The 23833-nt window shown below is 65.8% G+C and carries 24 protein-coding genes; 13 read left to right on the forward strand and 11 right to left on the reverse strand.

The features are described 5' to 3' along the window. Nucleotides 1-9: 9 nt before the first annotated feature. From FBY28_RS11385 to relB, 7 genes are all read left to right on the forward strand, one after another. Entirely contained in the window at nucleotides 10-1263 is a 1254-nt protein-coding gene (locus FBY28_RS11385; RefSeq protein ID WP_141866793.1) for an ammonium transporter, read from the forward strand. 128 nt (nucleotides 1264-1391) lie between these two features. Further along, nucleotides 1392-2696, forward strand: a complete 1305-nt coding sequence (glnT, locus tag FBY28_RS11390; protein WP_141866795.1) for a type III glutamate--ammonia ligase — start codon at nucleotides 1392-1394, stop codon at nucleotides 2694-2696. A gap of 20 nt (nucleotides 2697-2716) precedes the next feature. Then, on the forward strand, nucleotides 2717-3586 hold the full coding sequence (locus FBY28_RS11395; protein WP_141866797.1) for a class II glutamine amidotransferase domain-containing protein: 870 nt from the start codon (nucleotides 2717-2719) through the stop codon (nucleotides 3584-3586). Beyond that, entirely contained in the window at nucleotides 3574-4269 is a 696-nt protein-coding gene (locus FBY28_RS11400) for a protein glxC (protein WP_141866799.1), read from the forward strand. The genes FBY28_RS11395 and FBY28_RS11400 overlap by 13 nt, the downstream gene beginning before the upstream one ends. Next, nucleotides 4269-5564 carry an FMN-binding glutamate synthase family protein gene (locus FBY28_RS11405; RefSeq protein ID WP_141866801.1) on the forward strand — a complete coding sequence of 432 codons (1296 nt, stop codon included), beginning with the start codon at nucleotides 4269-4271 and terminating at the stop codon, nucleotides 5562-5564. The genes FBY28_RS11400 and FBY28_RS11405 overlap by 1 nt, the downstream gene beginning before the upstream one ends. Then, nucleotides 5561-6757, forward strand: a complete 1197-nt coding sequence (locus FBY28_RS11410; RefSeq protein WP_141866803.1) for an NAD(P)/FAD-dependent oxidoreductase — start codon at nucleotides 5561-5563, stop codon at nucleotides 6755-6757. Before FBY28_RS11405 ends, FBY28_RS11410 begins: the two co-directional genes overlap by 4 nt. 17 nt (nucleotides 6758-6774) lie before the next feature. Next, complete coding sequence (gene relB, locus FBY28_RS11415; RefSeq protein ID WP_019510693.1) at nucleotides 6775-7422, forward strand: type II toxin-antitoxin system RelB family anti-toxin; 648 nt, start codon at nucleotides 6775-6777, stop codon at nucleotides 7420-7422. An 85-nt stretch (nucleotides 7423-7507) separates the two neighbouring features. On the opposite strand, the gene FBY28_RS11420 is transcribed toward relB, so the two are convergent. The 7 genes from FBY28_RS11420 to FBY28_RS11450 all read right to left on the reverse strand — a co-directional run bounded on the left by FBY28_RS11420 (nucleotide 7508) and on the right by FBY28_RS11450 (nucleotide 13730). After that, nucleotides 7508-8032 carry a hypothetical protein gene (locus FBY28_RS11420; RefSeq protein ID WP_141866805.1) on the reverse strand — a complete coding sequence of 175 codons (525 nt, stop codon included), beginning with the start codon at nucleotides 8030-8032 and terminating at the stop codon, nucleotides 7508-7510. An 85-nt stretch (nucleotides 8033-8117) separates the two neighbouring features. Continuing rightward, on the reverse strand, nucleotides 8118-8543 hold the full coding sequence (locus FBY28_RS11425) for a hypothetical protein (protein ID WP_141866807.1): 426 nt from the start codon (nucleotides 8541-8543) through the stop codon (nucleotides 8118-8120). Between the two features lie 45 nt (nucleotides 8544-8588). Next, nucleotides 8589-9407, reverse strand: a complete 819-nt coding sequence (locus tag FBY28_RS11430) for a hypothetical protein (RefSeq protein ID WP_141866809.1) — start codon at nucleotides 9405-9407, stop codon at nucleotides 8589-8591. After that, on the reverse strand, nucleotides 9400-9798 hold the full coding sequence (locus FBY28_RS11435; RefSeq protein ID WP_216847627.1) for a hypothetical protein: 399 nt from the start codon (nucleotides 9796-9798) through the stop codon (nucleotides 9400-9402). Before FBY28_RS11435 ends, FBY28_RS11430 begins: the two co-directional genes overlap by 8 nt. Nucleotides 9799-9809: 11 nt before the next feature. Further along, nucleotides 9810-12620 carry a WXG100-like domain-containing protein gene (locus FBY28_RS26190; protein ID WP_141866813.1) on the reverse strand — a complete coding sequence of 937 codons (2811 nt, stop codon included), beginning with the start codon at nucleotides 12618-12620 and terminating at the stop codon, nucleotides 9810-9812. Nucleotides 12621-12624: 4 nt separating this feature from the next. Then, nucleotides 12625-12915: a WXG100 family type VII secretion target gene (locus FBY28_RS11445; RefSeq protein ID WP_141866815.1), complete on the reverse strand. Its 291-nt coding sequence runs from the start codon at nucleotides 12913-12915 to the stop codon at nucleotides 12625-12627. Next, on the reverse strand, nucleotides 12915-13730 hold the full coding sequence (locus FBY28_RS11450) for a WXG100 family type VII secretion target (protein WP_141866817.1): 816 nt from the start codon (nucleotides 13728-13730) through the stop codon (nucleotides 12915-12917). The genes FBY28_RS11445 and FBY28_RS11450 overlap by 1 nt, the downstream gene beginning before the upstream one ends. Before the next feature lie 234 nt (nucleotides 13731-13964). On the opposite strand from FBY28_RS11450, the gene leuA reads away from it, so the two are divergent. After that, nucleotides 13965-15797, forward strand: a complete 1833-nt coding sequence (gene leuA / locus FBY28_RS11455; RefSeq protein ID WP_141866819.1) for a 2-isopropylmalate synthase — start codon at nucleotides 13965-13967, stop codon at nucleotides 15795-15797. Here leuA and FBY28_RS11460 read toward each other — a convergent pair. Next, nucleotides 15779-16768 (reverse strand): DEDDh family exonuclease, encoded by a 990-nt coding sequence (locus FBY28_RS11460; RefSeq protein WP_141866821.1) that lies wholly within the window; start codon nucleotides 16766-16768, stop codon nucleotides 15779-15781. The genes leuA and FBY28_RS11460 overlap by 19 nt on opposite strands. A 73-nt stretch (nucleotides 16769-16841) precedes the next feature. Between FBY28_RS11460 and FBY28_RS11465 the strand changes: the two genes are divergently transcribed. After that, nucleotides 16842-18098: a Mur ligase family protein gene (locus FBY28_RS11465; RefSeq protein ID WP_141866823.1), complete on the forward strand. Its 1257-nt coding sequence runs from the start codon at nucleotides 16842-16844 to the stop codon at nucleotides 18096-18098. Next, nucleotides 18095-18799 (forward strand): type 1 glutamine amidotransferase, encoded by a 705-nt coding sequence (locus FBY28_RS11470; protein WP_141866825.1) that lies wholly within the window; start codon nucleotides 18095-18097, stop codon nucleotides 18797-18799. Before FBY28_RS11465 ends, FBY28_RS11470 begins: the two co-directional genes overlap by 4 nt. A 3-nt stretch (nucleotides 18800-18802) precedes the next feature. Here the strand turns inward: FBY28_RS11470 and recR are convergent, their stop codons facing one another. Together recR and FBY28_RS11480 are read right to left on the reverse strand one after the other, a co-directional pair. Then, on the reverse strand, nucleotides 18803-19414 hold the full coding sequence (gene recR, locus FBY28_RS11475; RefSeq protein ID WP_083062294.1) for a recombination mediator RecR: 612 nt from the start codon (nucleotides 19412-19414) through the stop codon (nucleotides 18803-18805). Nucleotides 19415-19425: 11 nt separating this feature from the next. Further along, entirely contained in the window at nucleotides 19426-19761 is a 336-nt protein-coding gene (locus FBY28_RS11480; protein ID WP_019513638.1) for a YbaB/EbfC family nucleoid-associated protein, read from the reverse strand. A 123-nt stretch (nucleotides 19762-19884) separates the two neighbouring features. Here FBY28_RS11480 and FBY28_RS11485 point away from each other — a divergent pair, with 123 nt between their 5' ends. After that, complete coding sequence (locus FBY28_RS11485; RefSeq protein WP_216847631.1) at nucleotides 19885-20637, forward strand: Rv3717 family N-acetylmuramoyl-L-alanine amidase; 753 nt, start codon at nucleotides 19885-19887, stop codon at nucleotides 20635-20637. Nucleotides 20638-20649: 12 nt separating this feature from the next. Here FBY28_RS11485 and FBY28_RS11490 read toward each other — a convergent pair whose 3' ends face one another. Beyond that, nucleotides 20650-21087 (reverse strand): SRPBCC family protein, encoded by a 438-nt coding sequence (locus FBY28_RS11490; protein WP_019513640.1) that lies wholly within the window; start codon nucleotides 21085-21087, stop codon nucleotides 20650-20652. Nucleotides 21088-21157: 70 nt separating this feature from the next. On the opposite strand from FBY28_RS11490, the gene FBY28_RS11495 reads away from it, so the two are divergent. Together FBY28_RS11495 and FBY28_RS11500 are read left to right on the forward strand one after the other, a co-directional pair. Then, nucleotides 21158-22528 (forward strand): FAD-binding oxidoreductase, encoded by a 1371-nt coding sequence (locus FBY28_RS11495; RefSeq protein WP_141866827.1) that lies wholly within the window; start codon nucleotides 21158-21160, stop codon nucleotides 22526-22528. Next, nucleotides 22525-23832: a class I SAM-dependent methyltransferase gene (locus FBY28_RS11500; RefSeq protein WP_141866829.1), complete on the forward strand. Its 1308-nt coding sequence runs from the start codon at nucleotides 22525-22527 to the stop codon at nucleotides 23830-23832. Before FBY28_RS11495 ends, FBY28_RS11500 begins: the two co-directional genes overlap by 4 nt. The last annotated feature ends 1 nt before the right edge of the window (nucleotide 23833 follow it).

The raw sequence follows: 23833 nt of genomic DNA on the forward strand, positions 1-23833 counted from the left end.
GAGATGTAGATGGATACAGGAACCACGGCCTTCATTCTGTGTTGCATCATCGGCCTGACGCTGATGATCCCCGGCCTCGCGCTGTTCTACGGGGGCATGGTCTCGGTCAAGAGCTCGACCAACATGATGATGATGACGTTCGGCGCCGTCGCGATCGTCGGCTTGCTCTGGGTGCTGTTCGGATTCTCGATGGTGTTCGGAACGTCCATCGGGGGCTTCGTCGGCAACATCACCGAGTTCGCAGGGATGACGAACCTGCTGGAGCCCATGACCACGCTGTCGGGGCTGCCGATCAGTTTGTTCGCGCTGTTTCAGGCGCTCTTCGCGGCCATCACGGTCGCGCTCATCTCCGGCGCGGTGGCCGACCGGATGAAGTTCGGCGCCTGGATGATCTTCGCGGCGGTCTGGGCGGTGCTGGTGTACTTCCCGGTCGCGCACTGGGTCTTCGCGTTCGACGGTGTCGTCACCGAGAACTCGGTGGGCGGCTGGATCGCCAACACCCTCGGTGCGGTCGACTTCGCCGGTGGCACCGCGGTGCACATCAACGCGGGCGCCGCGGCCCTGGCGCTGGCGATCGTGCTCGGCAAGTCCGCCATGTTCGGCCAGCTACGCAAGCCGCACAACGTCCCGCTGACCCTGCTGGGCGCCGGGATGCTGTGGGCCGGCTGGTACGCCTTCAACGGCGGTTCGGCACTGGCGGCGGGTAATTCGGCCGCCATCGTCATGGTCACGACCTTCGTGGCGACCTGTGCGGCCGTGCTGGCCTGGCTGGCGGTCGAGAAGATCAAGACCGGGCATGTCACCGGCGTCGGCGCGGCATCGGGCGCCATCACCGGTCTGGTCGCCATCACCCCGGCCTGTGGCGCGGTCACGCCCATCGGCGCCATCTTCGTCGGCGGTATCGCCGGAGCCATCTGCGTCTACGCGGTCGGATTGAAGGAGAAGTTCGGCTATGACGATTCCCTGGACGTGGTGGGCGTGCACCTGGTAGGCGGCGTCATCGGCACACTGCTGATCGGCCTGTTCGCCAGCGAGGGGATGCCCAACGGCGTCAACGGGTTGTTCTACGGCGGCGGTATCGACCTGCTCTGGAAGCAGGCCGTCGCGGCGGGCGCGGTGATGGCCTACTCGTTCGGCATCGCCTTCGTCATCGCCTTCGCCATCAAGAAGACCATGGGCATCCGCATCTCCCCCGACGAGGAGGAGAAGGGTATCGACGCCACCTTCCACCGCGATTCGGCCTACGAGTTCGAATTGGCCTGAGGTTCACGATGATTCCCCGGCGACCTCGGGTCGTCGGGGTTTCCTCGGCTTGCATGTGTTTCACGCAGTGATACTCTGTTTCTTACAAAGAGACGAGTCATAACAAGATGACGAAAGTTCTGGTAACCATGACCACCGATCTCGCCACCCTCGCCGAAGAACACGGCACCCGATTCATCCTCGCGCTGTTCGTCGATCTGCGCGGAAAGCCTTGCGCCAAACTGGTTCCCGTCCAAGCCGTTGACCAGCTGGCGACCGAGGGCGTCGGATTCGCGGGCTACGCCGTCGGCGCCATGGGCCAGGAACCCAAGGATCCCGACCTGATCGCCATCCCAGACCCGTCGTCGTTCACGCCGATCCCCTTCATCAAAGACGGGCTGGCCCTGGTGCACTGCGACCCCCATGTCAACGGTGCGCCGTGGCCGTACGCGCCACGGGTCATCCTGAAGAACCTGGTGGCCCAGGCCGCCGACGCCGGCTTCGAACCGTGGGTGGGCGCCGAGGTCGAATACTTCCTGCTGCGCCGCACCCCCGATGGCGGTCTTGTCACCGCCGACGCCGACGACACAGCGGCACAACCCTGTTACGACGCGCGCGGTGTCACCCGGATGTATGAGCACCTCACCGACATCTCGACGGCGATGAACAGCCTGGGGTGGTCCAACTACGCCAACGATCACGAGGACGGTAACGGGCAGTTCGAGCAGAACTTCGCCTTCGCCGAGGCGATGGTGACCGCTGACCGCGTCGTCACGCTGCGGTACCTGCTGTCCATGATCGCCGCCGAACGCGACATGATCGCCACCTTCATGCCCAAACCGTTCGGCGATCGCACCGGATCTGGCTTGCACTTCCACCTGTCGCTCACCAGTGGGGGCACGCCGGTGTTCCCGTGTGACACCGACGATAAGGGCTTGGGACTGTCGGCGACCGCCTACGGGTTCATCGCGGGCATCCTGGATCACGCCTGCGCCTTGCAGTCGGTCATCGCACCGACGGTCAACTCCTACAAGCGGACCGGGGCCACCAGCACCACCTCGGGCGCCTCCTGGGCACCGCGCAAACCCAGCTACGGCGGTAACGACCGCACCCACTACATCCGGGTCCCGGACAACCAGCGCATCGAGCTGCGCGGCGGAGACGGTTCGGCCAACCCCTATCTGGCGATCGCCGCCGCGCTGGGCGCCGGACTCGACGGCATCAAGCGCAGCCTCGATCCGGGCACCGTGGGCGCACAGGGGCCGGCAAACCTGCCGCCCACGCTGCTGCACGCCATCGACGAACTCGACGCCGACCCGGTGGTCGCCGGGGTGCTCGACGCCGCAGGCGAGGGCGTGTCCGGCTACTTCGCGAACATCAAGCGCGAGGAGTTCTTCACCTACCACGGCACCGTCACGCCGTGGGAGATCGACTCATATCTGACGGCATTCTGAGAAGACAAGGAAGACAACGTATGTGCGGGATAGTCGGGTTACACCTGCGCACTCCGGAGCTCTACCCACGGTTGGGGGAACTGCTCGCGGAGATGCTGGGCGAAATGGCCGATCGGGGCGCCGATTCCGCCGGAGTGGCGGTCTACGGCAATCCGGCGTGGTCACCGCCGGGGCGCGGATGCGTGTCGGTGACCGACCTGGACCAGGTGCCCGACCTCGGTCCCGATGTCGAGGTCGTCCAGGTCGATTCGACCTACCTGCTGGCGGCGGACACGCCGTCGGAGGACCTGCTGGAACGGGTGCGCACGGCATACCCGACGGCGCTGATCGCCGGCTTCGGAGCGGATCTGGCGGTCCTCAAGGGCGTCGGCCATCCGCGCGAACTCACCAAGGCGTGGGGGTTGTCCGCGGCGCACGGGTGGCAGGGAGTCGGGCATACCCGGATGGCCACGGAATCGGCGGTGACCCCCTCGGGTTGCCACCCATACACCGTCGGACCCCAACAATGCCTGGTGCACAACGGATCCTTCGCCAATCACGCCACGATCCGCCGGGAGCTGCGCCGCGCCGGCGTGGCATTCGACAGCGAGAACGACACCGAGGTGGGCGCCCGGTTCGTCGCACAACAGCTGGCCGCCGGCCGGGATGTCGAAACCGCGCTGAAGGAACTGTGCGCCACCTTCGACGGCTTCTACACGTTGCTGGTGTCCAACCACGATTCATTCGCCGTGGTGCGCGACGCCATCGCCTGTAAGCCGGCGGTGATCGCCGAGACGCCCGACTGGGTGGCCATGGCCAGCGAGTACCGCGCGCTGTCCGGGCTGCCCGGAGTCGAAGGCGCCAAGATCTGGGAACCGGAGCCGGAGGTGGTCTACGCATGGACGAGATGACAACCCAGTCAGTGCATTACGACCTGCGCACCACACCGTTGCGCGAGGTCAACAAGGCGCTGCACGACGCAGCAGCAGGCAGTGCCTACGTCATCGACAATCCCGACGGCGCACACAATGTCGCCGTGGGGCTGGATGCCCGGGCACGGGTGACCGTCAACGGACACGTCGGTTACTACGCGGCCGGGATGAACCAGCACGCCGAGATCGTCATCAACGGCAACGCGGGCACCGGTGTGGCCGAGAACATGATGAGCGGCCGCGTCCGGGTGACCGGCAACGCCTCACAGTCGGCCGGGGCCACCGCACACGGTGGTCTGCTCGTCATCGAGGGTGATGCCGCCGCCCGCTGCGGCATCTCGATGAAGGGCGTCGATATCGTGGTGGGCGGCAGCATCGGTCACATGAGCGCTTTCATGGCCCAGGCCGGCAGGCTTGTGGTGCGCGGCGATGCCGGTGAGGCACTGGGCGACTCGATCTACGAGGCGCACATCTACGTCCGAGGCGCGGTCGCTTCGCTCGGTGCGGACTGCATCAAGAAGGACATGCGTCCCGAGCACCACACCGAGCTGGCCGAATTGCTCTCCGCAGCCGGATTTTCCGATGACCCGTCCGAATACAGCCGGTACGGCTCGGCCCGAAATCTCTATCACTTCCACGTCGACAATGCGAGTGCCTACTGATGCGTGAATCCGCCACTTTCGATCGCAACACCATCGCCGATATCCAGCGTGCCGCCGAGACCGGCATCTACGACATCCGCGGCTGGGGTGCCAAACGCCCGCTACCGCATTTCGACGATCTGCTGTTCCTGGGTGCGTCGATGTCGCGGTACCCACTGGAGGGGTACCGCGAACGCTGCGGCACCGATGTGGTGCTCGGTTCCCGCCACGCCAAACACCCTCTGCACCTTGACATCCCGGTCACCATCGCCGGAATGAGCTTCGGCGCACTGTCCGGACGGGCCAAGGAGGCGCTCGGCCGCGGGGCCAGCGAGGCCGGCACCTCGACGACCACCGGTGACGGCGGGATGACACCCGAGGAACGCGGTCAGAGCAAGAACCTGGTCTACCAGTACCTGCCGTCGCGGTACGGGATGAATCCCGACGATCTACGCAAGGCCGATGCCATCGAGATCGTGCTTGGTCAGGGCGCCAAGCCCGGCGGCGGCGGAATGCTGCTGGGACAGAAGATCTCCGAGCGGGTCGCGGGTATGCGGACCCTCCCCGAAGGGATCGACCAGCGCAGTGCGTGCCGACATCCCGACTGGACCGGCCCTGATGATCTGACCATCAAGATCAACGAGCTGCGGGAGATCACCGACTGGGAGAAGCCCATCTACGTCAAGGTCGGTGCCACCCGCACCTACTACGACGTGAAGCTGGCCGTCCACGCCGGCGCCGATGTGGTCGTGGTCGACGGCATGCAGGGCGGTACCGCCGCAACCCAGGACGTGTTCATCGAGCACGTCGGCATCCCGACGTTGGCCGCTGTCCCCCAGGCCGTGCAGGCTCTGCAGGAACTCGACGTGCATCGGCACGGTGTGCAATTGATCGTCTCGGGCGGCATCCGCACCGGCGCGGACGTCGCCAAGGCGCTGGCACTCGGTGCCGACGCCGTCGCCATCGGCACCGCGGCGCTGATCGCGTTGGGCGACAACCACCCCCGCTACGAGGAGGAGTACCGCAAGCTGGGTAGCGCGGCCGGTTTCTACGACGACTTCCAGGACGGGCGCGACCCCGCGGGGATCACCACCCAGGATCCCGAGTTGGCCGCCCGGTTCGACCCGATCGAGGGCGGCCGGCGGCTGGCCAACTACCTGCGGGTGCTCACCATGGAGGCGCAGACCATCGCCCGGGCATGCGGCAAGGCCCACGTCACCCATCTGGAACCCGAGGACCTGGTGGCCATCACCATCGAGGCCGCCGCCATGGCCAGGGTGCCGTTGGCCGGAACGAACTGGATACCGGGCCAGTGAGTGACACCGCAGACGTCGTCATCGTCGGCGGCGGGTTGGAGGGTGCCGCGACGGCATGGGCGCTGAGCCAGCGTGGGGTCACCGATGTGTTCGTGGCCGAACGCAACACCGTCGGTTCGGGCATGACCGGCAAGTCCAGCGGGATCGTGCGCTGTCATTACGGGGTCAGCTCACTGGCGGCGATGGCGACCTCCAGCCTCGACGTCTTCGAGAAGCCCGAACAGTTCCTCGGTGAGCACGCGACCGACATCGGCTTCCGGCAGACCGGATACGTCGTCGGGGTCGGTGAACCCAATGTCCAGGCGCTGCGCAGCAGCCTGGCCGCGCAGCGCGCGGTCGGTGTGCAGACCGAGGAGATCGACGCCGACGAGGTAGCCGCGATGTGGCCGTCGGCGAACCTCGAACCGTTCGCCGCGTTCGGTTGGGAGGCCCGCGGCGGATACGGTGATGCCTACCAGACCGCGCAAGCCTTCGCCGTGTCCGCCCGCGCCACCGGCGTGCGAATCAGGCAGGGCGCCAACGTCACCGCGCTGCTGGTCGACGGTGACCGGGTCACCGGAATCCGGTTGGCCGACGGCACGGAGGTGTCCGCGGGCACCGTCGTGGTCGCCACCGGCGCGTGGACGCGACCGTTCCTGGCCGGTGTCGGTGTCGAGGTGCCGATCCGCGTGGTGCGCGAGCAGATCGTCACGATCTCCCCCGGGCTGGACCTGGGGCCGGTACCGGTGTTCTCGGATCTGGTATCCCTGCAGTATGTGCGGCCCGAGCTCGGCGGGGAGATCCTGTTCGGCAACAGCGATCTCGCACACTGCGAGGATGCCGATCCCGACGGTTACCTGAACCGGGCCACGGACAGCTTCGTCGAGATGACCGTGCAGAAGGTCGGTGATCGCTTCCCCGGCCTGGTCGACGCGTCGATCTCGGGGAGCTACGCCGGCTGTTATGACGTCACCCCGGACTGGAACCCGGTGATCTCCGCCGGCGGGCTGGACGGCCTGATCATTGCTGCCGGGTTCAGCGGGCACGGGTTCAAGATTGCACCCGCGGTGGGGCGGCTGGTGGCCGACCTGGTGACCGAGGGTGTCAGCTGCGACCCGCGCATTCCGGAGACCGACTTTGCACTGTCCCGGTTCGCCGGTGGCACACTGCTCAGGAGCCCGTATCCGTACGTCGGAGCCGGGGAGATGCGCTAGAGCACAGGGGGCCCACCGTGAGCGACGTTCCGCTCCTTCGCAACCAGTCCGGGACCGCCCGCGAGCGGGACCCGCAGGAGCCGGTCGAGGAGTTGGAATTCGAGGCCGCGATCGGTCGCAACGTGCGCCAACTGCGTCAGCAGCACGGTCTGACCGTCGCCGAGATGGCGGCGCGGGTGGGGATCTCCAAGGCCATGATGTCCAAGATCGAGAACGCGCAGACCTCGTGCAGCCTGTCCACGCTGGCCCTGTTGGCCCGCGGCCTGGACGTCCCGGTGACCAGCCTGTTCCGCGGGGCCGATGTGGAGCGACCGGCCGCGTTCGTCAAAGCCGGTACCGGAGCGGCGATCGTACGCAACGGCACCAAGCAGGGCCACGAGTACCAACTGCTGAGTTCGCTGCGCGGCGAACACAAACGACTGGAATGCCTGCACGTCACGCTGACCGAGAAGAGCCAGACCTACCCGTTGTTCCAGCATCCCGGCACCGAGTTCATCTACATGCTCGAGGGTGTCATGGACTACAGCCACAGCCGCTCGGTGTACACGCTGCACCCCGGCGACTCGCTGCAGATCGACGGCGAGGGTGCACACGGCCCGGTGGACCTGGTGGAGTTGCCGATCCGCTTCCTGTCGGTGATCGCGTTCCCGGACTCGCAGGTCTAGGAGCGGTTGCCGCTCGCAATGTTCCGCTGACAGCGCCGTCGTGGATATATAGGCGCGACGCCGCTGTCAGAGGAACATTGCGTGGCTAGTCAGCGTCGGCCCCGCCGTTCTGCGGTGGCTCCGGCAGGTCGTCGATGGTGCCTTGGCCCACGTACTCGCACTTGTCGAATGACAATCGCTCATCGCCGTAGAGGGTGTTGTCCACAACTACAGCCACCCTGACGGCAAAGCCGCGCATCCCCGAATGCACCTGTGTTCCGGCGAACAGGCTGCAGATGATAAGCCCGCGGACGACGAGGAAATGGCCGGCCTCGTCCACCCCGATGTATTCACGCTGCGCCCGCGTCCAATCGAATCCGGGCCGCGGATGAAACCTCAGCTCGCGCTCGGTGATACCGAAGAAGTAGTCATCGCGGTCCGACCCAGCCATCTGTCGCGTGACATTGGCGTTCAGCGGGAGTTGGCTCTGGAACTCAGGAATTGCGTAGGCCAGGCCGCCACCGGACTGGTCGTAATCGATACTGGTGAGGGTGAAGTAGGCCACGATCCTTCTCCAATCGGCCAGAATTTGCGTTCTTTCGCCGGTCTGCGCGTGCAAGCCGACACTCATTGGTCGGAAACCGCAGCGAACCTTCGCATTTCAATGACTGAAGGTAGCCGATACTCCCGTCTTCTTTCAGCTGACTAGTACGGCATCAAGGTCGGCAACCGCCGTACCTCTCCTTCATTCCCGCAAGAGCGACGTCGTAGAAGCGGTCGATGCGGTCTCCGACCCATTCGAGTGGGTTCGCAAAGCTTTCGAGCTCCAACCGTGCTTGTTCGGCGATCTCAACCAGCGGAAGGTCAGGCTTCTTGACGAATCTGGTCAAGAACTGCCACTTCTTGGACTTGCTTAGCAAGCCGAATTCGTTCGGCGCGTCAAGGAGAGCGATCATGCAATTCGTCTCAGCCTCGCGTGCCCAGTAGTAGATCTGAATCTTGCACTCGGAATTCGCGAAGTACGCGACCTTCAGCTCGCGCCCGCCACTGTCAGACCCCTCGAAGGTTTCAACAAGCACGAGTCCTCGATCGGACAGTACCCGGCCGATTGTTGCCTCGATCTCATCCACAAAGTCCGTCATCATTTTTCATCTTCCTGCGACCCCAGTGGCTTCGGAAAGATCTCGTCAGCTATTGTCAAGCACAAGCAGATTGTCGACGCCCCGCAGATTCACCAAGCGGTCAGCGCTGACCTCCAGTTCATAAACCGCTGACTCGACCAGTCCGGCCCCCACACTTTCGGCCACGTCCGGTTCGTCGGTGAGAAGCAGCACATCGGCACGGCCTCCGGTGTTTTGAAGCAACCGAACAGGCACACCGTCAAGTTCCGCTGTAATCACTCGCTCGAAAACCTCACAGTCGGCCAACGAAACAGTTGCTGACCAAACTCCGGGGTGAACAAGGTCGAAACCAGCGGGAGCTTCCTGGCCGAGACTCGTCAATAGAACCGAATCCGCGACCACGTCGGCGAAGAACTCGCCGTTCTGCCATTTGGCAAGAGTTCCCACGATGGGACTCGGCGGCCGCCATCGCTGGGCGCCTATCCACCCGCGCGCCGCACCTTCGTAGCGCGAAAGGACCTTCTGCTCCCCGTCGTGGCGAATCCTCCAGTACTCAGCGCCGTAGGAATAGCGCGTCCGACTCATCAGCCACACCGGCGCGAACGAGTCTCCGCGCAGAAATCCGGTCGGAAAGGTCGGCCATGGCCTTTCCCCCACTGGCGGAACGGTGAATTTCGTCAGGCGCGGTTGCTCGAATCGCACCACATCAACGAACTCCGGAGAGGCGTCGATACCGTGAGCCGCCAATATGTCAGCCGGGGTCCGCAAACCGGCCACCGCCGACGCTGCACTCACGTATCCGCCGACCTGGTCTGCCCCGGCCTGCACGATGGATGTGGCCTGAGTTGTGTTGAGCAGCTTTTGCAGAACCAATGATTCAGCCACGGCGCGTCTCTTCCACCTGGATGTCACTGAATTCATCCGGATCGAAAAACCCGATCCAACCCATATGTTGGTCACCCTCCAAGCCGAGCTTCTCTGCCGCCACCGGCGAGCCTACGAAACCCACTTGAATGCGCCCATCAGACAGCTGACTCTGTAGCGAGACTTTCTCGCCCCGGACGATGCCCTTGACGCGGATGTCCACGACTCCGTCAATCGCACTGATGGGGACCTTCGCCCACTGCTCGGTGCCCGCCGGCGGCAAACGTCGCTCACCACGTGCAATCGCATCCGGTATCTCGACATCGCGATCGACGCGCAGCGCAAACCACTCAGAGTTTCCGAACAGCACGCGGTACCGCGAGCCACGGTACTCAGCTACGGCACCGGTCACAGGCATACTCATCATTTGGGTTCAGCGAATCGTAACCAACTCGCGTTACCGTCTGCGTCCAGCTGCAGCACGGCTACGAGGCGCTGAGTTCCGTCATCGAGAATCTCCCACATTTCTGCACCTTCTCGCATTCTGATGTCGTTCGCACCGTACTCCGGTACTACGTCATCACCGGCTTTGGTGAACCCGTTGCCGGTGAACGGGTCACCCCATCCGTCATAATCTCCGCTGCCGCCCATGCTGGAGTGCCTCGGCACGTCGTACGAACCGGAAGAGGCGGGGTCCGTCTGGAATCGAATGACGTGGGCGTTGGCGTCATTCGGCGTGAACGCCGATTTGTCGTAATCAAGGCGCAGACCGTCGTGAATCATGCCCGGAGTGCCCAAGTGCGCGGTGTCGTCCGCAATCGTGACTGCGCCACGCATACCGTCTGGAGCGTACGCACCTCCGAGGTAGTTGTCGGCTCCCCCTGGCTTGAAGATGCCGTCGGCATCGAATTCACCTGGTGGTATTACTTTCTGCATCACAGTGTCGATTCCCGGCGCGGGCAGATCGTCGCGCACCGCGGTGATGAGATCCCGCTCCTCTGGTGACAGTGAGTCGATGGGTTGGTTGACGAGATCGATGAAGTCGTCCCGACTGACGCCGTTGCGCTCCAGAGCGTCACTCACGCGTTGGTTGTCTCCGAGTTGTTCTGGAGCGAAGGATGTTTGGTGGGAGCTCCCGTCGGACATCGTATAGGTGCGTCCGTCGTCACCCGGACCGGACGGACCATGCTCACCGTGGGTGGGCGGGTGCCCCTCCGCGCTGCCTGGACTCTGCGACATGCCCGGATCAGCACTCGACCCATCGCCGTTCGGACCCGATCCCACGCCGTTCGATGAATCGCCACCGGACTCCGACCCACCCGACGAGCCACCGCCCGGCCCGTCGCCGCTGCCCGAGTTCGACCCGTCGCCACCGGACACCGGGCCCGGCCCATCGCCACCGCCCGGCTTGCTCGGACCGTCCGAACCCGGCGAGTCGGCCGGGGAGCTGACCGGCGGCGACGGGTGCGTGCCATTCGACGGCCCATCACTGCCGCCATGGCTTGGGGACCCGCCTGTCGGTACAGGGCCACCCGATGCTGAACCGCCGGACCCCTCACCGCCACCGTGGGTCGGACTGCCACCGGTGGGTGCCGGCCCACCGGTCGACGGAGTGCCTGGGCCGGCGCCATCATGGTGTGGAGCAGCACCATCGGGCGACGGCACATTTCCCGCCCCCGGACCGGAGCCCGTCGACGACGGACCACCCGGTTCACCGGTCTGCGGTCGCACCGACGGACTGCTGTTCGGCGACCCCGGGCTTCCCCCCGGGGGATTCACCACCGACGGCGGAACTCCAGGCGGCGGGGTGAACTCCGGAACGTGAGGTGCGCCAGGATTGTCCGGCAGATCGGGAAGATCCGGAGTGCCGCGACCGCCCAATCCCGGTAGCCTGCCCAGCCGCCCGAGCTCGCCCTTCTCCAGCAGGTTGCGGGTTGCGGCCAGCCCCTTGGCCACCGCGCCTCCCTTGGCGAGCGCACCGCCGGGAATGAACAGGGTGGCAATGTTCCCCACGGCTTCGCCGAAGCCCCGGCCAGGATTCTCGCCCTTCCACTCGTCGAGTGCGATGAATTCGCTGCCCGACTGGATGAGGACGTCATCGATCTTGCTCGGATCCTTCGCGATCATGATCGCGGTGTCCGCCAGGTTCTTCCACGTGTCGAGATCGGCAAGCGCCACGGTGCCGGACACCAGACCGATGACCGCCACCGCGCCGCCGACCTGGATATCGGTGTAGAGGTCCATGACGTTGGCGATGGCATTACCCGCGCCTTCGCCGAAAGTCTCGACCAGAATCGGTCGTGCCCATCTGTTCAGTGCATCGGAAGCTTCTCCCAGCAACGTCCCCAGCTCATCGAGGAGACCGAGCACACCCTTGACCTGACTCTGGAAGTTCTCCAGCACGGTACTGACGTCGTCTGCGATTTCGCGCAGCACCTTGTCGCCGTCTCCGGACAGCAGGCCTGTGACGGTGTCCCACAAACCGTCCAGCGAGATCCGATTCAGCAGGTCACGGATCGCATCCTGGGTCTGCTGCACACTATTGGCGAAATCACTGACCGAAGTGGCGATTTCATCGGCAGCGCTCGCCAAATTGGTGGCCGAACTGCCAATCTGCGACAACGCATTCGCGATGTCCGCACCCTCGGGAATGTTCTGCGCACCGACGCTCGCCTTGGACGCATTGAGTGCCGGCTCGAAAACTCTCAACCCCCGTGCAATGTTGCGCCATTGCGCGGCAGTCACATTCATCATCCCGGAATTACCGGAGGGCCAGGTGAGTGCAACCCCCGCCGCAATGCCGATCACAGGAATCATCCGGATGAACGGCTGAATCACGTACCACTTCCCCGGTGGCGTGACCAGACTTCCGTTGGGGCCGTAGGGCGCGTCGGGCACCGCGGTCTTCTCGGGTTGTCCGCTGACATTTCCGGTCGGACCCGCGCCACCGGCGACCGAAGCCTGATCGGCATGTTGGTAGTTGAACCCCGTCGCCTCCAACATGACGCCGACATTGTTGAACGCATCGGTGATCTGCGCCAGAAGCTTGCCGAAGTCGTCCGCTTGGCGGCTGTACTTGATGCCGAAACTCAGTCCCGCCGGATCTCCGCCGGATGCAATCCCGCTGGAGAGCGCCTGACCCATCGCATCCGAGAGCGCCCCGAGTTGTGTCCCCAACGCACCGACGTTCTTGCCGGCGTCGATCAGGGTCTGTGGGTCTACCTCGATCCGCACCGAATCAGCCCGCCCACATCTTTCCGTTCTTGTCGACGGCGTCGGAGTAGTTCTTGCGCGCATTGTCGGCGACCTGGCGCAGCGACTCCAGCGATGTCTTCATCTGCTCGGCCCCGTCCTCCCACTGCTGCTGGGTCTGCGCCTGGGTGTCCGACGCCTGGCCCTCCCAGTTGGCGCGCAGCGCGGCGACCGCCTGGTCGATCTCTTCGAGCACCTCGGCGACCTCGCGGCCGAACTCCGCCATATGGTCGATGGCGCCCTGCAACTGCGGAAAGTCCACCACCAGCTTCGTCATCACAACCTCCTACCGGGCGCGGACTCGGGACCCGACGTGCCAGGATCCGCACGCTCGGGCTCCACCGGCGCTGCCGAACCCGGCTCGGCACCGGCCGACGCTCCCTCGTGCGCCTGCGCGTCGGGCTCTTTTTCCCCGCTCTGGGCTTCTTCCTGTGCCATCTCGGCAGCCTCGGCTTGCTGGGCGATCTCGATACCCGCCTGCACCGCCTGCTGGGCTGCTCCGGCTGCGAGCTGTCCGGCCTGCACCATGCCTGCGGTCAACTGGCCGGCCATCTGCGCCGGAATCGCTCCCAGCTGCGACAACGGCTGCATGACCTGGCCGAGATTCATCGAGTCGGCCAGGCTTGGGGCACTCGCACCAGCACCGCCGGCCTGTCCGCTCCCCGCGCCGGCCGCGGCAGCCGAGCCGCCGGCCGAGGACGCGGCCGCAGGCGCAGCGCCACCTGCCGGACTGCCGCTACCACCACTGCTGCCGGTACCGCCGCCGCCTCCGGTACCGCCGCCACCGCCCTGCATGGACGAGTCCAGCGCCCGACCGGCCTCTTCGTCCTGGGCCGCGTAGACCCGGCCCGCCTCATCAAGAGCATCCGACATGGTCTGCAGCGCGCGGACCACCTGTCCCGCCCCGTTGTGCCACTGATCCCAGTACTTCTCGAAAGCGGTGGCGGCCTCGCCCTTCCAACCCGATGACAGCAGGTTGCCGGTCTCCAGGTCGACCGACGACAGACCGTCCTGAAGGCGCTGAGCGGATGCGCGCAATCGATCAGCCGCGACGTGCAGTTCCGAGGTGACCACCTCGACCGACCCGCTCATCTCACCCCCAACTGGTTCGCCTCCCTTAGCACCCTAAGCCGGGTTCACAACCCTGGGTCGCACCAATTCGCGGGCGCCGTTTTGGCTGACGCGCCACCCGGAGTACAGTTGCCGACGTGCAGCGTGTGCTCCTTCTCGGACGCCGCGACGGGGTCTGATCCAGACTGGCTTCCCGTCGCGGGTTTTCGCGATGCGCCGGTCTGATAGCAACCACAAGACCCCGGAGCCACCACAATGACCAGCTTCAGCAAGTCCTCAGTAGATTCCCCCGACGCCTTCTCGTCGGTGCGCACCATCAACACCCCCGCGGGAGCCCCCAACCCCGGCCAGCCGGCGTGGAACACCCAGCGCGGCTCGTCGATGCCGGTGAACCGGTACCGATCCTTCGCCGAAGAGGTCGAACCGATCCGCCTGACCGACCGGACCTGGCCGGACAAGGTCATCGACACCGCTCCGTCCTGGTGCGCGGTGGATCTGCGTGACGGAAACCAGGCACTGATCGATCCGATGAGCCCGGCCCGCAAACGCCGCATGTTCGACCTGCTGGTGCGCATGGGTTACAAGGAGATCGAGGTCGGTTTCCCATCGGCCAGTCAGACCGATTTCGACTTCGTCCGCGAGATCATCGAGCAGGGCGCCATCCCCGAAGATGTCACCATCCAGGTGCTGACCCAATGCCGGCCGGAACTGATCACCCGCACCTTCGAAGCGTGCTCGGGCGCGCCGAAGGTGATCGTGCACTTCTACAACTCGACCTCGATCCTGCAGCGCCGCGTGGTGTTCCGCGCAGACCGTGACGCGGTCAAGGCGATCGCCACCGACGGCGCGCGGATGTGCGTCGAGGAGGCCAAGAAGTACCCGGACACCCAGTGGCGCTTCGAGTATTCGCCGGAGTCCTACACCGGCACCGAGCTGGAGTACGCCGTCGACGTCTGCAACGCCGTTGCCGAGATCGTCAAGCCCACACCCGATGTACCGCTGATCATCAACCTGCCCGCCACCGTCGAGATGGCGACCCCCAACGTGTACGCCGATTCGATCGAGTGGATGAACCGGCACCTGGCCCCTCGCGACTCCATCATCCTGAGCCTGCACCCGCACAATGACCGCGGAACCGCCGTTGCGGCAGCCGAATTGGGCTACCAGGCCGGGGCGGACCGGATCGAGGGATGCCTGTTCGGCAACGGTGAGCGCACCGGCAACGTCTGCCTGGTGACGCTGGGCCTGAACATGTTCAGCCGCGGCGTGGACCCCCAGATCGACTTCTCCAATATCGACGAGATCCGCCGCACGGTCGAGTACTGCAACCAGCTGCCGGTGCACGAGCGGCACCCCTACGGCGGCGATCTGGTGTACACCGCCTTCTCCGGCAGCCACCAGGACGCCATCAACAAGGGCCTGGACGCGATGAAAGTGTCTGCCGACGAACAGGATTCGGATGTCGACGATATCCTGTGGCAGGTTCCGTACCTGCCGATCGACCCCAAGGATGTCGGGCGTACCTACGAGGCCGTGATCCGGGTGAACTCGCAGTCCGGCAAGGGCGGCGTGGCCTACATCATGAAGGCCGATCACGGGCTGGCGCTGCCTCGTCGGCTGCAGATCGAGTTCAGCCAGGCCATCCAGCAGATCACCGACGGCGAGGGCGGTGAGGTCTCGCCCAAGGAGATCTGGGACGCGTTCTCACAGGAGTACCTGCAGCCGATCGTTCCGCTCGAACGCATCCGGCAGAAGGTGGACGCCGCCGAAGTGGACGGCGGAACCGACACCATCACTGCGACGGTGTTGGTCAACGGTGAGGAACGCGAGATCGTCGGTGCCGGCAACGGACCGCTGGCGGCGTTCGTGGACGCCGTGGGCGCCATCGGGTTCAACGTCAACGTGTTGGATTACTCCGAGCATGCGATGTCCTCCGGCGAGGAGGCCCAAGCCGCCGCCTACGTCGAGGCATCCATCGACGGCCGCACGGTATGGGGAGTCGGTATCGCCACCTCGATCACGACCGCGTCGCTGCGGGCGGTGGTCTCGGCGGTGAACCGGGCCGCGCGTCAGAACAACGCGAACTGATCGCCGTCGGCGGTGGCATCGACGAACGGCTCGATATCGGTACCGCCGGCCACACGGTCGATCATCGCCATGAACTCGGCATCGCCGACCAGCGGGATGCCGAGCTCGGTGGCTTGGAAGCCCTTACCCTGTTCCGGCTCCGTGGCGTTGCAGATGACCAGCGACGTCTGCTGATCGACGTTCTCGGCGTACGCCAGCCCCGCATCGAGGATCCGCTCGATGACCTCTTCGTGGGTGCGGGTCATCTCCGCGGACAACGCCACGCGCATGCCCTGCACCAACGGCCGGCCCGCGACATAGGGTCCCGGATTCTGGAAGGCGCAGGGCATCCTGGCGGCAAGCACCTTCAACGGGCGCAGCTCATCGTGGGTGACCCGGCCGTTGGGCCAGATGCGTCGACTCACCGGCCGGATCGGCAGCCACGAGCGACGTTCGCGTGCCTGCACCAACGCCGGTTTGAGGATCTGCGCGAGAACCAGGGCGTCATCGAGGGCGTCGTGCGGGCGCAACTGGGTGGCACCCCAATGTCTCGCCAACGTCTCCAGCCGCAGATTCTCGGTGCCCAGATTCAGCCTGCGGGCCAATTCGACGGTGCACATCACCGTATCGGTGGGCAGTTGCGCCCCGACCAATTCGGCCTCGGCAGCCAGGAAGGCGTAGTCGAAGGCCACGTTGTGCGCGACCATCGTGCGTCCGTGCAGGACCTCCATCAGCTGCGGGACGATATCGGCGAAGGTCGGTTGCCCCTCCAACATGTCGGAGGTCAGGCCGTGCACATGGGTGGGGCCGGGATCGACCCCCGGATTGAGCAGCGAGGACATGCTGTGCTCGACGCTGCCGTCGTCGCCGACCGCCAGCGCGGCGACGCTGACCACCCGAGCCTGGCCCGGCCGGAAACCCGTCGTCTCGACGTCGACGACGGCCCATCCGGCGCCCGCGTCGGCCGCCGGCCGGCCCCAGCACTGGCTCATGACCCCAGGGTTGCACGGTGGTCCGACAACACTGGATCGCACTGCCGCGTGTCGGGCACCTAAAATCCGCTTCATGGTCTCGACCGGCGAGCAGGAGCGCAGCCACCGGACAATCAGCCCCAGGGGCCGGTTGGCGCTGGGGGCGGGGGCGGCCGCCCGCTGGGCATCGCGAGTGACCGGCCGCGGCGCGGGCGCCATGATCGGCGGCCTGGTCGCCATGTCGATCGACAAGTCCATCCTCGGCCAACTCGGCGCTGGGCGCCGGAGCGTCGTCGTGACCGGCACGAACGGGAAGTCCACCACCACCAGGATGACCGCCGCGGCGCTGGCCACCATGGGTCCGGTGGCCACCAACGCCGAGGGCGCCAACATGGACGCCGGACTCGTCGCCGCGCTGGCCGGTACCCGCAAGGCGGAACTGGCCGCCCTGGAAGTCGACGAGATGCACGTCCCGCACGTGAGCGATGCGGTGCAGCCCGCGGTGATCGTCCTGCTGAATCTGTCGCGGGACCAGCTGGATCGGGTCGGTGAAATCAATCACATCGAGCGGACACTGAGATCCGGGTTGGCCCGGCATCCCGATGCGGTCGTCATCGCCAATTGCGACGATGTGCTGATGACCTCGGCCGCCTATGACTGTCCGAATGTGGTGTGGGTTGCCGCCGGCGGATCATGGGCCGGCGATTCGGTGAGTTGCCCGCGCAGCGGCGAGACCATCGTCCGCGACGGTAACCACTGGTATTCCACCGGAACGGATTTCAAGCGGCCGACGCCCCAGTGGTACTTCGACGAGACCGATATCCACGGCCCCGGTGGCTTCACGGCGCCGATGGCCCTGGCGCTTCCCGGCGCGGCCAACCGCGGCAACGCCACTCAGGCCGTCGCGGCGGCGGTCGCACTGGGCGCCGACCCGGCCGCCGCCGTCACCGCCGTCGCCGCGGTGGACGAGGTTGCCGGGCGCTACCGCACCGTGCGGATCGGTAACCACACCGCGCGGCTGCTGCTGGCCAAAAACCCCGCCGGCTGGCAGGAGGCACTGTCGATGATCGACAAAGATGCTGCAGGAGTTGTTATTTCGGTCAACGGACAGGTACCCGACGGTGAGGACCTCTCCTGGTTGTGGGATGTGCGATTCGAGCATTTCGAGCAGACGCAGGTGGTGGCGGCCGGTGAACGTGGCACGGATCTGGCGGTGCGGCTCGGGTACGCCGGCGTCGAGCACACGCTGGTGCACGACACACTTGCGGCCATCGAATCCTGTCCCCCCGGACATGTCGAGGTGATCGCGAACTACACCGCCTTCCTGCAGTTGAACCGGCGGGTCTCATGATCCGGATCGGCCTGGTACTCCCGGATGTGATGGGCACCTACGGCGACAGCGGTAATGCCGTGGTCCTACGTCGGCGCCTGGCGATGCGCGGCATCGATGCCGAGATAATCGAGATCACGCTGGCCGACCCGGTGCCCGATTCACTGGACATCTACACCCTCGGCGGCGCCGAGGACTATGCCCAGCGACTGGCCACCAAGCACCTGATCCGCTATCCGGGTCTGCAGCGCGCCGCGGTGCGTGGTGCGCCGGTGCTGGCGATCTGCGCGGCCATCCAGGTGCTCGGGCACTGGTATGAAACCTCGGCGGGTGAACGCGTCGACGGTGTCGGCCTGCTCGACGTGACGACCTCGCCGCAGGACGCCCGCACCATCGGCGAGGTGGCGTCCACACCGCTGATATCGGGACTGACGCAACCGCTGACCGGTTTCGAAAACCACCGCGGTGGAACGGTTCTCGGCACGGATGCCGAACCGCTGGCCGCGGTCACCAAGGGTGCGGGCAACCGCGCCGGCGACGGATACGACGGCGCCGTGCAGGGCAGTGTCGTCGCGACCTACCTGCACGGGCCGTGCCTGGCGCGCAATCCGGAACTGGCCGACCATCTGCTGTCGCAGGTGGTCGGCCAGCTGCCACCGCTGCAACTGCCCGAGGTCGAGCTGCTGCGCAAGGAACGGCTGGCCGCCCCGCGCCGCGTCTGAGCGTCAGACCATCGCGCGGCGACCGGCGAGCGCACGACCCAGCGTCAGCTCGTCGGCAAACTCCAGATCACCGCCCATCGGCAGGCCCGAGGCGATCCGGCTGACCGTCAGCCCGGGGATATCGCGCAACATGCGCATGAGGTAGGTGGCCGTGGCCTCCCCCTCGGTATTGGGGTCGGTGGCAATGATCACCTCGGCGACATCGACGCCGTCGACCCGCTCACCGATGCGGTTGAGCAGTTCCCGGATGCGCAGCTGGTCCGGCCCGATCCCCGACAGCGGATCCAGCGCGCCACCCAGTACGTGATAGCGGCCGCGGAATTCGCGGGTCCGCTCGACGGCCTGGATGTCCTTGGGCTCCTCGACAACGCACACCAGCGACGCATCGCGGCGCGGGTCGTTACAGATGCGGCAGCGCTCGGCATCGGAGACGTTGCCGCACACCGCGCAGAAGGTCACACCGTCGCGGATACGGCCCAGCACGGCGGTCAACCGGTCGATATCGGGTGGTTCGACCGACAGCAGATGGAACGCGATGCGCTGCGCGCTCTTGGGACCGATTCCCGGCAGCTTGCCGAGCTCGTCGATCAGGTCCTGAACAGGTCCCTCAAACATGGCGGTACAAGTTAGGTTCCGGGGATCCCGAAGCCGCCCAGCCCACCGGCGAGCGGACCGAGCCGGGTCTGGGCCAAGATGGTGACCTGCTTGGACGCATCGGCGAGCGCACCGACGATGAGGTCCTGAAGCGTCTCCGGATCGGCGGGGTCGATCACCTTCGGGTCGATCGCGACACCGATCACCTCGCCGCTGCCCTTCATCGTGACCTGCACCAGACCGCCACCGCCCTGACCGTGCACCTCGGCATTGGCCAGCGCCTCCTGGGCCTCCATCAACTGCTGCTGCACCTGCTGTGCCTGTGCGAGCAGTGCCGACATATCGGGCTGACCACCACCGGGTTGCATCGGGGATCCCTTCTCGAAGCTGGCACTGCGGGTTGGTTGCGGCTCGGTCTCGACTTCGTTGCGCTACGAGCCCAAGGCGATTTGCCCCTCAACACTAGCCGCCACCGCGACTACCGTGGCGGCGTGCACGTCCCCAAGAGCATGCGTGTCGGTGCCCTGGCAGCCACGCTCGTCTTCGTCGCCGCGTCCGGCGCTGCCCCGACCGCCGTGGCCGCCCCGAACAGCATCGCCGGCAAGATCGTCTTCCTCGACCCCGGCCACAACGGCGCCAACGACGCCTCGATCAGCCGGCAGGTCCCCAACGGACGCGGTGGGACCAAGGACTGCCAGGCCAGCGGCACTACCAGCGACTCCGGTTATCCCGAGCACACCTTCAACTGGGACGTGACCCTGCGCGTCCGGGCGATCCTGAACGCCAACGGCGTGCGCACCGCGATGTCCCGCGGCAACGACGACGCCCTCGGTCCGTGCATCGACGAACGCGCCGCGATGGCCAACTCCCTGCGCCCCGACGCGGTGGTCAGCGTGCACGCCGACGGCGGACCCGCGACCGGACGCGGATTCCACGTGCTCTACTCCTCGCCGCCGCTGAACACCGTGCAGGCGGGTCCGTCGGTCCAATTCGCAACGATCATGCGTGACCAACTGCAGGGTTCCGGCATACCGCCGTCGAACTACATCGGTTCCGGCGGGCTGAACCCGAGGTCGGATATCGCCGGGCTGAACCTGGCCCAGTTCCCGTCGATCCTTGTCGAGCTGGGCAACATGAAGAACCCCGCCGACTCGGCACTCATGGAGTCCGAGGCCGGCCGCCAGAAGCTCGCCGAGGCCGTGGCCCGCGGAATCGCGACCTGGCTGGCCAACAAGCCAGGCTAGGCGCGATACCAGTCAGGCCTCGAGCTCCTTCTTCAGGTTCTCCAGCACCTCGGCCTGGATCTTGCGCAGACCCAGCGGGGCGAAGGTCTTCTCGAAGAATCCCTTGATACCCCCGGCCCCGTTCCACGAGGTCTTGACCGTGACCGTCGACCCGGTGCCCGCCGGCGCCACCGTCCAATTGGTGATCAACGACGAGTTGGCGTCCTTTTCGATGACGGTCTTGCCTGCCACATCGATGCTGGCCTTCACATCGCGCGAACGCGACTCGGTGGCCTGCAGCTTCCAGGTCACCACCGTGCCCGCGCCCTGACCGCCCTGCAGCACCGCGTAATTGCTGTAGTGCGAGGAGAGAATCTTCGGCCGCACCGTCTGGTAATCGGCGACCGCGGCGAGCACAGCGTCCGGCTCGGCGTTGATCAACACAGTGCTGGAGGCGCTGACCTGTCCCATGAGTGCAAAACTCCCGTCATCATGTAGCTGTCCGGTCGCAAGGTCCGCGACCGAGGACTAGCGTATATGTGTGTCTGTCGGTGCGGCGGACGCACAAGCTGTGCACGAGGCGGGCGTCCAGCGACTGCTGGCGAGTTACGACGCCATCCCCGCGACAGCGACTGTGCGGCTGAGCAAACCCACGTCCAACTTGTTCCGGACGCGGGAGACCTCGGCTGCCCCGGGACTGGACGTCACCGGCCTCACCGGTGTCATCGCCGTGGACCCGCGGGCGCGCACCGCCGATGTGTCGGGCATGTGCACCTACGAGGATCTGGTCGCGGCAACGCTGCCCCACGGCTTGTCCCCGCTGGTGGTGCCCCAGCTCAAGACCATCACCCTCGGTGGCGCCGTCACGGGACTGGGTATCGAGTCGGCATCCTTCCGCAACGGGTTGCCGCATGAGTCGGTCCTCGAGCTGGACATCCTCACCGGCGCCGGGGAGATCGTGACCGCACGCCGCGACCAGCACCCCGATCTGTTCCATGCGTTCCCCAACTCCTATGGCACGCTGGGATACTCGGTGAGGCTGAAGATCGAACTGGAGCCTGTGCACCCGTTCGTCTCATTACGTCACCTGCGTTTCGACTCGCTGACCGAGCTGGTGTCGACGATGGAACGCGTCATCGACACCCACGGTTACGACGGCACTGCCGTGGACTACCTGGACGGGGTGGTGTTCAGCGCGACCGAAAGCTATCTGTGTCTGGGTACGCAGACCCCCGCGCCCGGCCCGGTCAGCGATTACACCGGTCGCGACATCTACTACCGGTCGATCCAGAACATCGATCACGACCGGCTGACCATCGCTGATTACCTGTGGCGCTGGGATACCGACTGGTTCTGGTGCTCAAGGGCATTCGGCGCCCAGCATCCGTTGCTGCGACGACTGTGGCCGCGGCGGTACCGACGCAGCAGTTTCTACTGGAAGCTGATCGGCTACGACCAGCGTTTCCACATCGCCGACCGCATCGAGAAACACCATGGCCGACCGCCGCGGGAGCGCGTGGTGCAGGACGTCGAGGTACCCGTCGAACAATGCGTGCCGTTCCTGGACTGGTTTCTCGACAATGTGCCGATCGAACCGATCTGGTTGTGCCCGCTGCGACTGCGCGCCGATGAGCACTGGCCGCTCTACCCGCTGCGCCCGCACCACACCTACGTCAACATTGGGTTCTGGTCTTCGGTCCCGGCCGGGCCCACCCCGGGATTCACCAACCGGCGCATCGAGGAGAAGGTCGCCGAACTCGACGGACACAAATCGCTGTACTCGGAATCGTTCTTCAGCCCAGAGGAATTCGACCAACTCTACGGTGGAGAGGCGTATCGGACCGTGAAGAAGAACTATGACCCGCAGTCCCGATTGCTCGACCTGTACGCGAAGGCGGTGCAAAGGCGATGACCACCTACAAGGACCATGCCCCCGATCAGAGCCGGCTCAGCCTGGCCGAGATCCTGGAGATCTTCGCGGCTGGACAGTTGCCGTTGAGATTCACCGCCTACGACGGCAGTTCCACCGGCCCCGCCGACGCCGCCGTCGGACTGGACCTGCGACGTCCACGCGGCACGACCTACCTGGCCACCGCCCCCGGTGAGCTCGGTCTGGCCCGCGCCTATGTCGCCGGCGATATCGAGCCGGTGGGCGTGCACCCCGGCGATCCGTACGAGCTGTTGCGCGCTCTGGCAGCCTCCTCGGCGTTCAAGCGCCCTCCTGCTCGGGTGCTGGCCAACATCATCGCCTCGATCGGGGTGGAACACCTTCTGCCCGTGGCACCGCCGCCCCAGGAGGCATTGCCCCGTTGGCGCCGCGTCGTCGAAGGGTTACGGCACAGCAGGTCTCGTGACGCGGGCGCGATCCATCACCACTATGACGTGTCCAATGCGTTCTACGAATGGGTTCTCGGCCCGTCGATGACCTACACCTGTGCGTGCTATCCCGACGAGTCGGCGACGCTGGAACAAGCTCAGGACAACAAATACCGGTTGGTGTTCGACAAGCTCCGGCTACGCCCCGGCGATCGCCTGCTCGACGTGGGCTGCGGTTGGGGCGGCATGGTCCGATACGCCGCGCGGCACGGTGTGCGCGCTCTCGGCGTGACACTGTCGGCCCAGCAGGCCGAATGGGCCCAGCGCGCGATCACCGCCGAGGGGCTGTCCGACCTCGCCGAGGTCCGCCACCGGGACTATCGCGATATCACCGAATCGGGTTTCGACGCGGTGTCTTCCATCGGGCTGACCGAGCACATCGGGGTGGCCAACTATCCGGCGTACTTCGCCTTCCTGCAGGCCCGGCTGCGCAGCGGCGGGTTGTTGCTCAACCACTGCATCACCCGACCCGACAATCGCGCCGGCGCATCCGCCGGTTTCTTCATCGACCGTTATGTCTTTCCCGACGGGGAGCTGACGGGTTCCGGCCGCATCATCACCGAGGCACAGAACGTCGGGCTCGAGGTCATCCACGAGGAGAACCTGCGCCACCACTACGCGATGACACTGCGGGATTGGTGCCGCAACCTGGTCGACCACTGGGATGAGGCGGTCGCGGAGGTCGGCCTGCCCACCGCGCGGGTGTGGGGCCTCTACATGGCCGGATCGCGCCTGGGCTTCGAATCCAATGTCGTTCAGCTACATCAGATTCTGGCCGTCAAGACCGACGATCACGGCGACGACGGCGGTCTGCCGCTGCGCCAGTGGTGGACGGCCTGAC

Origin of the sequence: Arthrobacter sp. SLBN-53 (assembly GCF_006715585.1) — a bacterium.
Lineage (GTDB): Bacteria > Actinomycetota > Actinomycetes > Mycobacteriales > Mycobacteriaceae > Mycobacterium > Mycobacterium neoaurum_A.